Raw genomic sequence first — 14,297 nt, forward strand, 5'->3', positions numbered from 1 at the left:
AAACTTCAAATTGAAGATAAAAGACCTTAGGGCTAATTTTACAAATTCTTTATCGGGGATCTACGATTCTGAAGAAATATTGTCTTTTTTTTATATACTTTCTGAAGAGATTTTAGGACTTAAAAGAGTAGATGTTGCTATGTGTCTCGATAAAACACTCACTGTTAATGAAAAAACGAATTTTGATAATGCTATAAAACGACTCGAAAAACAAGAGCCTATTCAATATATAATTGGGGAGACCTATTTTTTTGGAATACCATTTATAGTTAATGAACATGTATTGATTCCGAGACCAGAAACCGAAGAGTTAGTAGATTGGATTTTAAAAGATCAAAAAAAAGAGAAACAATCAATAACAATACTGGATATTGGTACTGGAAGTGGTTGTATAGCCATTTCTTTAGCAAAAAAAATACCTGAAGCCAAAGTATATGCAATAGATATATCAGAAAAAGCCATACAGGTGGCCAAAGAAAATGCCAGGAAAAACCATGTAGAGGTCACGTTCATTAACGCAGATGTTCTGGAAATCGAAGATCTATTTCAAGATTTTGATATCATAGTTTCTAATCCGCCTTATGTACGAGAGTTAGAGAAGAAAGAAATGAAATCTAATGTGCTTGATAATGAACCAGAACAAGCTTTGTTTGTTTCTGATAATGAACCTTTACTCTTTTATGAGAAAATCACAGATTTGACTAAGGGAAAATTAAGAGAAAATGGTAGTTTGTATTTTGAAATTAATCAATACCTGGGTATAGAAACCAAAAGTATGATCGAGAGCAAAGGATTTAAATCTGTAGAAGTGCGTAAGGATATATATGATAATGAACGTATGATAAGAGCTCGTTTAAATTAAAAATCTATTACTATGAACAGTCTGAATTCAATTTGTGTATTTTGTGGAAGCAGCGAGGGGAATGATACCAGGGTTATTGCCGAGGCATTGTTGCTAGGGGAAAAACTAGCAGAACAAAAAATCACTCTGGTGTATGGTGCTGCAAAAATTGGGATAATGGGAAAGGTTGCCCAGGGAGTGATGCAGCAAAAAGGGAAGGTGATAGGAGTGATCCCAGAATTTTTAAAACGAAAAGAAGTAGTGCATCAGGGATTATATGAACTAGTTACTACTGCTAATATGCACGAGCGAAAGATGAAAATGCAAGAGCTTAGTGATGGTTTTATTACATTACCAGGGGGATTTGGGACATTAGAAGAATTGTTCGAAATTATAACATGGTCTCAGTTAGGTTTACATCAAAAACCAATTGGACTTTTAAATACCGGAGGATTTTATAATGACCTGTTGGCTTTGTTAGAAAATATGGTGAAAAGAGGTTTTTTAAAAATGGAAAATTATGAATTGCTCCTTGTTGATGATGATATAGATAGGTTATTAGGAAAAATGAGAGCCTTCAAGCCGGCACAAGTACCAAAATGGTTAAAGCCAGAGAGGACATGATATTCATTAACTAAATGAAAACGAAACGATTTATAACAACATTAAAAAACAATAAAGAATAATTGTCTTAACCATTAAACCTGCCGATACATGGTAGGTATTTTGTCTGACCATTAAAAAACAAGACATATAAGTACCAATGAATACAGAACAACACATCAATCAATTAAGGGAAGAACTAAGGCAGCATAATTATAACTACTACGTACTGGATGCTGCAGTAATAAGTGATTATGAGTTTGATATGAAGCTCAAAACACTACAGGAGTTAGAAGAAAAACACCCAGAATATTACGATCCTAATTCTCCAACACTTAGGGTTGGGGGCGAAGTAACCAAGAATTTTGAAACGGTAGTTCATGAGCATCGAATGTATTCTCTGGATAATTCATATTCAAAGGAAGATTTATTAGATTGGGAAAAACGTATCAAAAAGTTGGTTGATGGAGAGGTTAGTTATACCTGCGAACTTAAGTATGATGGAGCATCCATAAGTCTTACTTATGAAGATGGGGTATTGGTAAAGGCAGTAACCAGAGGAGATGGTATTCAAGGAGATAATGTTACGACAAATGTAAAAACCATTAACTCTGTGCCATTAAAACTGAAAGATGGTTTTCCTCCAAAATTTGATATTCGGGGAGAAATTATTTTACCTTATGAAGGTTTTGAAAAAATGAATGAAGAACGAATAGCAGCAGGAGAAGACCCTTATGCTAATCCCCGAAATACAGCTTCTGGTAGTTTGAAATTACAGGATAGTAGTGAAACAGCTAAGCGACCACTAGATTGTTTGTTATATAGTATTGTAGGAAATAGATTAGGAATTGTAACTCAATTTGAAAGTTTAGAAAAGGCCAGAGAATGGGGGTTTAAAGTTCCTGTAGAATCTAAATTGGTACATTCGATCGATGAGGTACTGGATTTTGTAATATACTGGGATGAGCATCGCCATAATTTACCATATGAAACAGATGGTGTGGTGATTAAGGTAAATAATCTTCAGCAGCAAGAAGAACTGGGTTTTACAGCCAAAGCTCCCCGGTGGGCTATGGCTTATAAATTTAAAGCCGAGCAGGTTTTTACAACCCTTCATGAAATTACATATCAGGTAGGTAGAACAGGGGCAATTACGCCGGTAGCTAATCTCGAACCAGTATTGCTTGCAGGAACTACAGTAAAAAGAGCTTCTTTGCATAATGCCGACCAGATTGAGAAATTGGATATACGTGTTGGAGATACGGTTTTTGTCGAAAAAGGAGGGGAGATTATTCCAAAAATAATAGCAGTTGATTTTCAAAAAAGAGACAACAATTCGCAACCAACAGTATATATAACACAGTGCCCAGAATGTCATACCGATCTTATACGTAAAGAAGGAGAGGCTCAGCATTATTGCCCTAATTACCAAGGGTGTCCACCTCAGATAATTGGACGCATACAGCATTACATTTCTCGTAAAGCGATGGATATCGATGGGCTGGGAGGAGAAACCGTGGCATTGTTGGTTAATGAAAACCTGATCATAAACTATGCAGATCTTTATGAATTAAAAAAAGAGCAAGTTGTTCCTTTAGAAAGGATGGCAGAAAAAAGTGCAGAAAACCTTATTGCCGGAATAGAAAAATCTAAAGAAATCCCTTTTGAGCGTGTTTTATTTGCATTAGGAATTCGATATGTGGGAGAAACAGTAGCAAAGAAACTCGCAAAACATTATAAGTTTATTGATGCTATTATCGAAGCTTCAGAAGAAGAACTGGTAAATGTAGATGAGATAGGAATAAAGATAGCTCAAAGTGTTGTAGAGTTTTTTGCTTCAGAAGAAAATAAAAATTTAATCAACAGGTTAAAACAATACGGAGTTCAGTTAGAAATTTCTGCAGAAAAACTAGCAAATCAAACAGATACTCTGCAAGGACAGACATTTGTGGTTTCAGGAGTTTTTGAAAAAGTTTCACGTAATGAACTTAAAAAAATGATAGAAGATAATGGAGGTAAAATATCTAGTTCTATTTCTTCTAAAACCTCTTTTATTGTAGCAGGCGCTAATATGGGACCCAGTAAGTTAGAAAAAGCAAAAGCACTAGAGATTCCTATTATTAGTGAAGATGAATTTCTTAGTAAAATAGCATGAAAATAAGAACTCTTATTAAGGTGTTATTGCTCATTACGGGGGGACTTTGTGTATTGAGTACTGCTATGAACTGGCCTGATTTAGAGTTGTATATAAAGCCAACCACTGTACCTTTGTTTTTTATGTTGTATTGGTTTAATACAAAACGTATAAGTATTCCGTTTTTACTGGTTTTATTACTTTGTTTTCTGGGAGATATATTTTTGCTTACAGATTTTCAGCATAGTTTTATATATGTATTGCTAAGTTATGGTATTTGTTATTTGTTATTATTCTATTTCTTATATAAGAATCATAAGCCTATAGATTATGATGGTACAGATATCGCCTATGTGTCAATTTTCTTTGTGGTATGGTCTCTAATTGTTTATGAGATTTATGACGCAATACATGTAGGAATGGGGGATATTAAATACTATGGATTGGTGTATTTACTGATCTTATACTTTTTGTTTATTGGAGCCGTTTTTCATTATGTAAATGTTAGGTCAACCAAGTCGTTATGGTTTTTGATTGCGGTGTTAAATTTTGTCATTAGTGATTCTTGTTTTGCATTAAACAGGTTTTATGTGTCTTCAATCGAATTTGAAATTATTAATTCTATTTACCAATTATTGGCTGTTTTTTTTCTTGTACAGTTTAAGATATCTAGTTCGACTTCTTTAAAATTAAATAAATTGTAAAGAGCATTTTTTGTGACCATTTTGAGTTGTCTCAAAATTTAGTATCTTGTGTAAGGGAAAAATTTTATGATTGTGTAACGAAGTGTCCTATAGAGAATTATATTGATTTTTTTGGGATGCAAATTAAAATTAATGAATGGAGAAAAACTACTAAAGCTTTTAATTTCTTTTTTAATTATTATACAAGTATTAGGATATGTGTTTCAAAATGATTTTTTAAACACGTATACTAGTTTGATTCTTGTTGTATTGATAACCGCACTTTATTTTGTAAATTCTAAACAAATAAGAACATTTAAAGTTATTGTTCTTCTGGTTTTCTTAATAAAAGAGTTAGGTGTATTTTATACTATTGATAATATTGTGAAATTTCAGATAGAGGCACATATAGTGGCCTATATCCTGTTGTTTTATTTCTTGTATTATAATCATAAGTCATTTGTGTATAATAGCAGAGATGTTTTTACATTGGTATTAGGGAGCTCTTTGTTTACAATTATATTTTTTATGGCTTATCTGGAGCTTAAAGACCCTATGGAAGAAATGCAAGTATTGGGGTTTCTTTATTTGTTACTAATTTATGTTTTACTAATTGTAGGAGCGATGCATTATATAAACATACGATCAGAAAAATCTTTATGGTTTTTTTTATCTATGTTAAATTTTGCATTTAGTGACTTTATGTTTTTAATCGATAGATTTTATCTACGATCTAAAGAGCTTAATGTTCTTATGCTAATATGCAGCCCGATTGCTCTTCTTTTTTTGGTAAACTATATGATAACTAAATCGTTAGTTCTTAAGTCTGAAGAGTTTGAAGGGTTTTGATTTTAAATAACGAAACGCTAACTGTTGAAAATAGAAATACCATATTACCTAAATTAATTACTATATATGAATCTTGTAATCTTCTAAAAAAATCCTTGAAAACAATAAATATTACATATCTATTAACCTATTTTGCTTTTTTGATCGTTATATGTGTAGCTATCTTTTTTGATAAATGGGTGTTGGTATATGTTAAACCAATTGTTTCTATATCATTAATAGTTTTGTATCAAAGGTTTGTGAAAAAAAACAGTATTCTATTTCCTTTAAGTATGCTTGTAATTGCAGCAACCGATGTTTTTGTGTATTTAGACTTTGCGAAGTATTTTTCAATTATTGCAATACTAATTGCTTTATTCTATACTTTGTGTCTGCTTTTGTTAAGGAATTTCATATCGATAAAGGAAATAAAACTAAATAAATTAATATCTCTTCAGGTTATAGTTAGTGTATTTTTGATAGGGTATCTTATTTTTTCTATTACTAGATTGGTTTTGCCCAAAATCATAAATTCTATAGGATCAGTAATATTGATCATAGTAAGTCTTCTTTTATTTGTTACAGTTTGTTTTTTTATTTATGTTGCTAATCGATACGAGAAATCAATTTATCTTTTTATAGCTTCGTGCTGTACTTTATTTGTAGATGCGTTTCTTGCGATAAATGAATTGTATTATTATAGTAGGTTATTTACTACAATGATCAATATTGTAGAAATTGCAGGGTTATACTTTTTTACTATTTTTTTTGTGGAAACAAAACTTGTTAAAAAGAAGCGTTTAGAAGATAAATATTTATAGATTTAACAAAAATCACTAAGTTGTGTTAATTGAAGAGTTTTTGTTTTTTCTCGAAGTATACCAGATGATTTTAATTTGTAAAATGGCTACATTTGTGGCTTATTAATTTTTTTAATAAATGATTTTAAAAGGTCTTAAAAGAAATGCAATAAAGAAAAGTGCTGAAGCATATCTCAAAGAAAGAGAAACCAGATCTCAAAACATTTCTAATTTAAAAACCCTTGCAGTTCTTATTGATGCAACTCAATCGATTAATATCGTTTCATTATTGAAACTTGCTAATGAATTAGGAGTGAAATCAGAAGAACTAAAAGTAATAGGCTATAAAGAAGATCAGAAAGAAATTATAGATGATAAAGATGCGGCTTATTATAATGATAAGAGTTTTGGAGTAAACGGTGCAATAAAAAGTAAGTCTTTACAAGATTTTGTAGATAAAGATTTTGATGTTTTGATCAATTTTTATGAAAAAAATTCTGTAGAGCTAAACTATGTAGCAGCAGCTTCTAAAGCTAAGTTTAAAGTTGGTTTTGCAGAAGTAGATAATCGAATTAACGATTTGATTATTGGATCAACCACAAATGACACCAATCTTTTTATATCAGAGCTTAAGAAATATTTAAAAATTTTACAGATTATATAGTATGAATGATTTTCTAAGAGGAACAGGTATAGCATTAGCTACTCCTTTTAATAAAGATGGATCGATAGATTATGATGGTGTTACATCATTAGTTAATTTTTGCATAGAAGGGAACGTAGAATATTTGGTTGTATTAGGAACTACTGCAGAGTCAGCTACGCTCTCTAAAGAAGAAAAGAAGAATTTAACAGCGCATATAGTAGAAGTAAATAATAAAAGACTCCCTTTGGTAATTGGGGTGGGAGGAAATAATACATCGGCGGTTGTTGATGAAATTAAAGAAATCAACTCATCTGATTTTGATGCTATTCTCTCTGTTGTCCCTATGTATAATAGGCCTAGTCAAGAAGGCATTTATAGACATTATAAAGCCATAAATGATAGTACGACTTTACCTGTTATATTGTATAATGTTCCATCTAGGACAGCAACTAATATGACAGCAGAAACAACTTTGCGTCTTGCTCAATTAGATAAAATAATCGGAATTAAAGAAGCAGTGGGAGATTTTACTCAGGTTTTACAAATTATCAAAAATAAACCTTCTGATTTTCTTGTGATTTCTGGTGATGATGCATTAGCATTGCCGGCTGTAGTAGCAGGCGGAGACGGAGTGATAAGTGTAGTTGGTCAAGGGTTTCCGGCATCATTTTCAGAAATGATACGATTAGGATTATCAGGAGAAACAAAAAAAGCATTTGAGAAACTATATACATTATTACCAGCAATAGATTATGCTTTTGAAGAAGGAAATCCTGCTGGGATAAAAAATATCCTGAAAGTAAAAGGGGTGTGCGAAGACAATCTTCGTTTACCACTAATGCCCGTTTCAGAAGGTTTAGCAAAAAGAATAGAAGAGTTTGTTGAAGATTAATCGTTTTCAAAAATGAAGTGATGGCTAAAAAAATAAAAGATCCTGGTATAGGTAAGTCCTCTAATAAATACGCTAAACGATTTATCAATCCAGATGGCTCTTTTAATATAAAACATATCAATAGACCAAGCTCTTTATCAGAGAGCTATAACTACTTGATTAGTATTAGTTGGACCAAATTTTTCCTATGGGTTGTATTGGGATATACTTTGATCAATGCGCTATTTGCTATGATCTATACGTTTTTAGGGATATCAAATATTACAGAATCTACAGGGAGCGTTTTAAAAGATTTTCTTAATGCCTTCTTTTTTTCGGCTCAGACTATTACAACTGTAGGGTATGGAGCGATGGCACCAAAAGGACTTGTTTTTGGAATCATTTCTTCTTTTGAAGCTCTTATAGGATTATTGAGTTTTTCGTTTATCACAGGGTTGTTATATGGTAGGTTTTCTAGGCCAAGAGCAAATATTAGGTTTAGTAGCAGTATGGTATTTAGAAAACATAATGGAGTAGATTGTATTATGTTTAGATTAATGAGTAGAAGTGCTAATGTAATGATTCGACCTAAAATTGAAGCTACGCTCTCTTTGTCTCAGGAAAGTAAAGGCAAAAAATACATCAATAATTTTTACAGCCTAAAACTGGAAAGAAATTCGATTACATACTTACCTACCACCTGGACTATTGTACACCCTATTGATGAATTGAGTCCGTTAAAAGAATTTAGTAAAGAGCAGTTGCAAAAATTAAACGGAGAAATTTTAATATTAGCTAGTTATTATGATGAATCTTTTGCTCAAGAAGTTCATCAGGTTCATTCTTATGTATTAAAGAATTTAAAACAAGATCAAAGTTTTATTCCAGCATTTTATTATGATGAAGAAGGCTATACAATTCTGGATCATGATAATCTAGATAAGACCTTACCGCATAGTTCTACCTAATTTGTGAAAATATTTTAGGATGTTAAATACTATTAATCCTGCAACATACCTGTAATTATATAGTTATTGAAATGAGCTAAAATCAATAAAATGATTATAGACAGAAATGTTTATTAGCCAATTCTGCCTGCTTAATTGTAGAAACAATAGAGAGTAGCAGGTGAATAGATGAATTAAAGTTTTTGTAATACGGCAGAAATATATACTTTTGCCAGATGTTTTTTTAAGATATGAAGAGATTATTGTATTTACTTGTTTGTGTGTTATTTTTAGGATCTTGTAGTGAATACCAAAAGGTACTAAGAGGCGAAGATTTGGCTGCTAAATATAAAGCCGCAGAGAACTTGTACAAAGAAGAGAAGTACAAAAAGGCTTTAAAGCTTTTTGAACAGATTGTACCTCAATATAGAGGGAAGCCACAAGCAGAAAGAATAATGTTCTATTACGCCGATACTTATTATCAGTTAGAAGATTATTATCTTGCAGGATACCAATTTGAAAGATTTACTAAATCTTACCCAAAGAGTCAAAAAAGAGAAGAAGCATTTTATAAAGGAGCTAAAAGTTATTATAATTTGTCTCCAAGATATAGCTTGGATCAGGAAGATACAGATAAAGCACTCGAAAAACTTCAGGCGTATATTAATGCATATCCAGAAAGTGAGAATCTAAAAGAAGCAAATAAGTTAGTTGCAGAACTTAGAGAAAAGAAAGAAAGAAAGACTTATGAAGTAGCTAAACAATATCATCATAGGGAGAATTATAAAGTTGCTATTTCAGCTTTTGATAACTTCCTTATAGATCACCCTGGATCTCCTTATAGAGAAAAAGTATTATATTACAAATTAGAATCAGAATATCTTTTAGCAATCGGTAGTTATGAAATTTTGGTAAAAGAGCGTTTAGAAACTGCTCAGGGATATTATAATAGTTATAAAAAGTATTATAAAACAGAAGGAGAGTATCTAGAAAAAGCAGAAGAATTAGGAGAAGATATAAAGACAAGATTAGAACAATATAAATAGAAAATAAAGTAGAAGATGGATTTGAAAAAAAGTAATGCGCCGGTAAATACAACTACTATTGATAAAAATCGTATCGATCAGCCAACAGATAATATCTATGAGGCGATTTCGATAATATCAAAAAGAGCAACTCAAATCAATACCGATATCAAGAAAGAACTTCTTGAAAAATTAGATGAGTTTGCTACTTATAATGATAGTTTAGAAGAGATTTTTGAAAATAAAGAACAAATAGAAGTTTCTAAATTCTATGAAAGATTACCAAAACCACATGCTTTGGCAGTACAAGAATGGTTAGAAGGTAAGATTTATCACAGAAATACAAAAGCAGACTCGGGGTCTCTATAAATTTATGTCTATAATAAGCGGTAAAAAGATTTTAATTGGTGTCACCGCTGGTATTGCTGCTTATAAGGCAGCAAGCTTAGTGCGCTTATTTATTAAATCAGGAGCAGAGGTAAAAGTAATAATGACCCCTGCTGCAAAGGATTTTGTAACTCCGCTTACATTATCTACACTATCAAAAAATCCAGTTCATTCCTCTTTTTTCGATGATGAAGATGAAAATGCAATTTGGAATAATCATGTAGATTTGGGATTATGGGCAGATTTTATGATCATAGCACCAGCTACTGCTAATACATTATCCAAAATGGCAACAGGTAATAGCGATAACTTGCTATTAGCTACCTATTTATCTGCAAAATGCCCTGTTTATTTTGCTCCAGCGATGGATTTGGATATGTATAACCACCCTTCTACACATCAAACATTTAAAAAATTACAAGAATTTGGTAATATCATGATCCCTGCAGAATCAGGAGAATTGGCAAGTGGTTTGATCGGCCAGGGACGTATGGCAGAACCTTCTACTATTATCGAATTTGTAGAAAAAGATATTTTAGGGAAACTTCCGTTAAAAGATAAGCAGGTTCTGATCACTGCAGGTCCTACATATGAAGCAATTGATCCTGTAAGATTTATAGGTAATCACTCTAGCGGCAGAATGGGGATTGAACTTGCTAAAACCGCTGCTAATTTAGGAGCACAAGTAACTCTTGTTTTAGGACCCTCTGCTCTTAAAGTTAATCATGGTCTTATTCGCGTGATTAATGTGATTAGTGCCAAAGATATGTATGAAGCTGTAGTTTCTGTGTATAATGATTGTGATATTGCAATTGCATCTGCAGCAGTTGCAGATTATAGACCTAAGGTGATATCAGATCAAAAAATAAAAAAGGCAGATACAGAATTTTCTATTAAATTAGAGCGAACAACCGATATTCTTAAATGGATGGGAGCAGAGAAGAAAAACCAATTTCTCGTTGGGTTTGCTTTAGAAACAGAAAATGAAGAGGAGAATGCGAAGAATAAATTAAAAAATAAGAACTTAGATTTAATTGTTCTTAACTCTCTTAATGATAAAGGAGCAGGTTTTAAAGGACAAACGAATAAAGTAACATTGATTAATCATAAATTAGAGATTAAAGCGTTTGACTTAAAGACAAAGTCAGAAGTTGCACAAGATATATTTAATGAAATTAATACATTGAACAATGAATAGGTTGTTACTTGTTATCGTATTTATAGTTAGCTTAGGAGTTAATGCCCAGGAGTTTAATGCTACTGTAGCTGTTAATGCAGAGCAAACAGGTAATCCTAATTTACAAGTCTTTAAAACCTTAGAGCGTGCATTAACCGAATTTATTAATAACTCGAAGTGGACCTCTATAGATTATCGAACAGAAGAAAGAATCAATTGTAGTTTTTTTGTTACTATAAATAGTTACGATAATGATCTTTTTTCTGCTACAGTACAAGTGCAAGCATCCCGTCCGGTATATGGGTCTAGTTATAGTACTACAATCTTTAATATAAATGATAAGCAGTTTAATTTTAACTACTTAGAGTTTCAACCTTTAAATTATAATCCAAATAGCTTTGAGTCAAATTTAATCTCTGTAGTTGCATTTTATTTGTATACCATTTTAGGTATAGATGCAGATACTTTTGAGTTAAATAGTGGAACCAGCTATTATCAGGAAGCCAAAAATATTGTTAGTAATGCTCAAGGAAGTAATACACTTGGTTGGGCCAGAGAACAAAACCCTAATAGGTTTAGACTTAATGATGATCTTCTTTCAGGAACATATGAAGGGTATAGAAAAACGATGTATGCCTATCATAGAGAAGGGTTAGATGTTATGTATAATAATGTAAAACAAGGGAAAGAAACAATTACTGAATCTATGAAATCGCTTGAGGAAATGCATAATACCAGACCTAATTCTTATATAATGAGAGTGTTTTTTGATGCCAAAGCAGATGAAATTTCAAGTGTTCTTTCTGGAGGACCTTCAGTTAACATTGCAGAAACCGTTGAAATACTTAATAAAGTAGCACCTACATATTCTGAAAGCTGGAAAACTATAAAGTTTTAAACAATACTTTATTTTTAATTATTGTAAATAGTATCTTTACTTTTTTAAAAACAACAAAAATTTTTCTATCCTTTGCTAAGAGGTCTTTCTATAAAAAACTTCGCCTTAATAGAACAGCTACAAGTAGCTTTTGATTCTGGTTTAATAACGATTACAGGAGAAACTGGAGCGGGTAAATCTTTATTACTTGGTGCTTTGGGATTGTTATTAGGAAAAAGAGCAGATCTTAGTAGTGTTAAAGATAATACTCAAAAATGTGTAATAGAAGGAGTTTTTGATGTAAAAAAATATGGGCTTACCTCTTTTTTTGAAGAAGAAGGATTGGATTATGAAGATCAAACTATAATCAGACGAGAAATTTTGCCATCGGGTAAATCCAGAGCTTTTATAAATGATACGCCGGTCACTTTACAATCATTGGCGTCTCTTGGAAGTAGATTAATAGATATCCATAGTCAACATCAAACATTAGAGGTAACTACAAATGATTTTCAGTTTGAGGTATTAGATGCATTGGCTGATGCAGATCGAGAAATAAAATCTTACAAAAGAGGTTTAGAGCTTTTAAAACAAAAAGAAAAAGAAGTAGGTGCTCTTGTAACTGATCAAGAAAATTTTACAAAAGAATATGATTACAATGCTTTTCTTTTAAATGAATTAGAAGAAGCAAAGCTTAAACCAGGTGAACTACAAGAATTAGAAGAGCAATACGATCAACTTAATAATATAGAAGAAATTCAGGAACGATTATCGGGATCTGTTGCTATAATGTCTTCAGAAGAAGTTGGGGTATCTGATCAATTAAATACAATCAAAAATAATCTCTCTAAAATAGAATCGTATTCTGGACCTTTACAAGAACTTTCTCAAAGAATTCAGAGCGTATATATAGAGTTAGATGATATAAGTAGCTCTTTACTTGATGAATTAGAAAAACTGGAAGCAGACCCTGAACGACTAGAGCAAATTAGCCAGCGTTTGCAATTATTACATAATCTACAGGTAAAACATGCGGTATCAGATGTAAAAGAATTGATCGTAATAGCAGATACATTACGAGAAAAAGTTTCTAAAACAGAATCGCTGTCAGAAGATATAGAGAGGCTTAAAAAAGAAATAGTTACTATCCAATCTCAATTAGATGAAGTTGCAGGAAAGATTCATAAGAAACGAAATAAGGCACTTCCCATACTTATAAAGGAGCTAGAGGATATTCTTAAAGCACTGGGGATGCCAAATGCTACATTTCAGGCCTCTTTAGAGTTACAGGAAAAATATCTGTCTAACGGAAAAGAAGTATTAACATTTCTGTTCTCTGCCAATAAAGGAGGATCTTTTGGGCAACTTAAAAAAGTGGCTTCGGGAGGAGAGCTATCAAGAATCATGATTGCGATTAAATCTATTTTATCTAGATATACACAACTACCTACAATTATTTTTGATGAAATAGATACTGGTGTATCGGGTGAAGTTGCTCATAAAATGGCAGATTTAATGATGAATATGAGTAAGAACCTACAGGTTTTCAGTATTACACACTTGCCACAGATCGCTGCTAATGGTCAAAACCATTATAAAGTATATAAAGAAGATATACAAAATACTACTATTACTCAGCTTAAATTGCTAAGCGAGGAAGAACGAATTAAAGAAATTGCCGAAATGATTGGTGGCAAAAACATTTCTGATTCGGCATTAACCCATGCAAAATCATTATTAAATTCAGCCTTAAATTAAATAGGGCAAAGTTGTAAATCTATCATAAATAAGTAGACTTTTACTTCCTTTGATTTAATAGTTGAAAACAAGTGTTAAAGTGCTAAATCTGTGTATTTTATCGATTATTTGCAATATAATACGTTTAAAGGGTGTTTTTTATCGATTTTAACATTTTTAACCCTAATTTGTTTTCTTTTATTTTGTAGTTTGTGCAAGTAGCCCCAAACCTACGCCCCCAAATTATGAAATTACCTATTAAAGTAATCTATATTGCTTGTATGGCAATGTTGTTATATTCCTGTTCTGCAGAAAATGTTGAAGAAAATTTAGATTCTTCTAACAAGGAATTTATTGTTCCAGAAGTAAAATCAATAGAAATTGAAATTTTAGATCTTATAAATAGCTATAGGGTTTCTAAAAATTTAAATACTCTTGAATCTCTAGATATTATAAAATCACAAGCCTATAGTCATACCGATTACATGATTAAGCAAAATAATATATCTCACGATTATTTTTATGAGCGTAAATCATATCTTGTTGCAAATGCAGGAGCAAGTAAAGTAGCCGAAAACGTAGGATATGGTTATTCCTCGGCAGAATCTATTGTTAATGCATGGATAAAAAGTGATAGTCATAGAAGTACCATAGAAGGTGATTTTACAGATTTTGATATTTCTATAGAGCAAGATGAAGATGGTGTGATGTACTGTACTAATATTTTTATTAAAAGATAAT

The 14,297-nt window shown here is 31.7% G+C and carries 14 protein-coding genes; all 14 read left to right on the plus strand.

The features are described from left to right. Positions 1–10: 10 nt before the first annotated feature. Positions 11–862 carry a peptide chain release factor N(5)-glutamine methyltransferase gene (prmC, locus tag Z053_RS0105220; protein WP_025663984.1) on the plus strand — a complete coding sequence of 284 codons (852 nt, stop codon included), beginning with the start codon at positions 11–13 and terminating at the stop codon, positions 860–862. A 12-nt stretch (positions 863–874) separates the two neighbouring features. Further along, complete coding sequence (locus Z053_RS0105225) at positions 875–1,465, plus strand: LOG family protein (RefSeq protein WP_025663985.1); 591 nt, start codon at positions 875–877, stop codon at positions 1,463–1,465. Positions 1,466–1,604: 139 nt separating this feature from the next. Then, the gene (ligA, locus tag Z053_RS0105230) at positions 1,605–3,599 is read left to right on the plus strand and encodes an NAD-dependent DNA ligase LigA (RefSeq protein ID WP_025663986.1); all 1,995 of its coding nucleotides are present in this window, start codon (positions 1,605–1,607) and stop codon (positions 3,597–3,599) included. Then, complete coding sequence (locus Z053_RS0105235; protein WP_025663987.1) at positions 3,596–4,282, plus strand: lysoplasmalogenase family protein; 687 nt, start codon at positions 3,596–3,598, stop codon at positions 4,280–4,282. The genes ligA and Z053_RS0105235 overlap by 4 nt, the downstream gene beginning before the upstream one ends. Positions 4,283–4,414: 132 nt before the next feature. Beyond that, complete coding sequence (locus Z053_RS0105240) at positions 4,415–5,110, plus strand: hypothetical protein (RefSeq protein ID WP_025663988.1); 696 nt, start codon at positions 4,415–4,417, stop codon at positions 5,108–5,110. Positions 5,111–6,028: 918 nt separating this feature from the next. Beyond that, positions 6,029–6,553, plus strand: a complete 525-nt coding sequence (locus tag Z053_RS0105250) for a DUF6913 domain-containing protein (RefSeq protein WP_231389225.1) — start codon at positions 6,029–6,031, stop codon at positions 6,551–6,553. Position 6,554: 1 nt separating this feature from the next. After that, positions 6,555–7,427, plus strand: a complete 873-nt coding sequence (gene dapA / locus Z053_RS0105255; protein WP_025663991.1) for a 4-hydroxy-tetrahydrodipicolinate synthase — start codon at positions 6,555–6,557, stop codon at positions 7,425–7,427. 20 nt (positions 7,428–7,447) lie between these two features. After that, positions 7,448–8,374, plus strand: a complete 927-nt coding sequence (locus Z053_RS0105260; RefSeq protein WP_025663992.1) for an ion channel — start codon at positions 7,448–7,450, stop codon at positions 8,372–8,374. Between the two features lie 230 nt (positions 8,375–8,604). Continuing rightward, positions 8,605–9,399, plus strand: coding sequence for an outer membrane protein assembly factor BamD (locus Z053_RS0105265; RefSeq protein ID WP_025663993.1), 795 nt, complete (start codon positions 8,605–8,607; stop codon positions 9,397–9,399). Positions 9,400–9,414: 15 nt separating this feature from the next. After that, on the plus strand, positions 9,415–9,747 hold the full coding sequence (locus Z053_RS0105270) for a DNA-directed RNA polymerase subunit omega (protein WP_025663994.1): 333 nt from the start codon (positions 9,415–9,417) through the stop codon (positions 9,745–9,747). Positions 9,748–9,751: 4 nt separating this feature from the next. Continuing rightward, positions 9,752–10,963, plus strand: a complete 1,212-nt coding sequence (gene coaBC, locus Z053_RS0105275; RefSeq protein WP_025663995.1) for a bifunctional phosphopantothenoylcysteine decarboxylase/phosphopantothenate--cysteine ligase CoaBC — start codon at positions 9,752–9,754, stop codon at positions 10,961–10,963. After that, entirely contained in the window at positions 10,956–11,840 is an 885-nt protein-coding gene (porD, locus tag Z053_RS0105280) for a type IX secretion system protein PorD (RefSeq protein ID WP_025663996.1), read from the plus strand. The genes coaBC and porD overlap by 8 nt, the downstream gene beginning before the upstream one ends. A gap of 72 nt (positions 11,841–11,912) precedes the next feature. Further along, positions 11,913–13,577: a DNA repair protein RecN gene (recN, locus tag Z053_RS0105285; RefSeq protein ID WP_025663997.1), complete on the plus strand. Its 1,665-nt coding sequence runs from the start codon at positions 11,913–11,915 to the stop codon at positions 13,575–13,577. A 224-nt stretch (positions 13,578–13,801) separates the two neighbouring features. Beyond that, positions 13,802–14,296, plus strand: a complete 495-nt coding sequence (locus tag Z053_RS0105290) for a CAP domain-containing protein (RefSeq protein WP_025663998.1) — start codon at positions 13,802–13,804, stop codon at positions 14,294–14,296. Position 14,297 lies beyond the last annotated feature (1 nt).

It is taken from the genome of Aquimarina megaterium XH134, assembly GCF_000520975.1.
Taxonomy (GTDB): Bacteria; Bacteroidota; Bacteroidia; order Flavobacteriales; family Flavobacteriaceae; genus Aquimarina; species Aquimarina megaterium.

What these genes read in the sequence shown, in the direction of transcription:
- Z053_RS0105225 (WP_025663985.1), top strand. Translation starts at nt 875, where the DNA reads ATGAACAGTCTGAATTCAATTTGTGTATTTTGTGGAAGCAGCGAGGGG.
- Z053_RS0105290 (WP_025663998.1), top strand. Translation starts at nt 13,802, where the DNA reads ATGAAATTACCTATTAAAGTAATCTATATTGCTTGTATGGCAATGTTG.
- ligA (WP_025663986.1), top strand. Translation starts at nt 1,605, where the DNA reads ATGAATACAGAACAACACATCAATCAATTAAGGGAAGAACTAAGGCAG.
- coaBC (WP_025663995.1), top strand. Translation starts at nt 9,752, where the DNA reads ATGTCTATAATAAGCGGTAAAAAGATTTTAATTGGTGTCACCGCTGGT.
- porD (WP_025663996.1), top strand. Translation starts at nt 10,956, where the DNA reads ATGAATAGGTTGTTACTTGTTATCGTATTTATAGTTAGCTTAGGAGTT.
- dapA (WP_025663991.1), top strand. Translation starts at nt 6,555, where the DNA reads ATGAATGATTTTCTAAGAGGAACAGGTATAGCATTAGCTACTCCTTTT.
- Z053_RS0105270 (WP_025663994.1), top strand. Translation starts at nt 9,415, where the DNA reads ATGGATTTGAAAAAAAGTAATGCGCCGGTAAATACAACTACTATTGAT.
- Z053_RS0105250 (WP_231389225.1), top strand. Translation starts at nt 6,029, where the DNA reads ATGATTTTAAAAGGTCTTAAAAGAAATGCAATAAAGAAAAGTGCTGAA.
- Z053_RS0105240 (WP_025663988.1), top strand. Translation starts at nt 4,415, where the DNA reads ATGAATGGAGAAAAACTACTAAAGCTTTTAATTTCTTTTTTAATTATT.
- Z053_RS0105235 (WP_025663987.1), top strand. Translation starts at nt 3,596, where the DNA reads ATGAAAATAAGAACTCTTATTAAGGTGTTATTGCTCATTACGGGGGGA.
- Z053_RS0105265 (WP_025663993.1), top strand. Translation starts at nt 8,605, where the DNA reads ATGAAGAGATTATTGTATTTACTTGTTTGTGTGTTATTTTTAGGATCT.
- Z053_RS0105260 (WP_025663992.1), top strand. Translation starts at nt 7,448, where the DNA reads ATGGCTAAAAAAATAAAAGATCCTGGTATAGGTAAGTCCTCTAATAAA.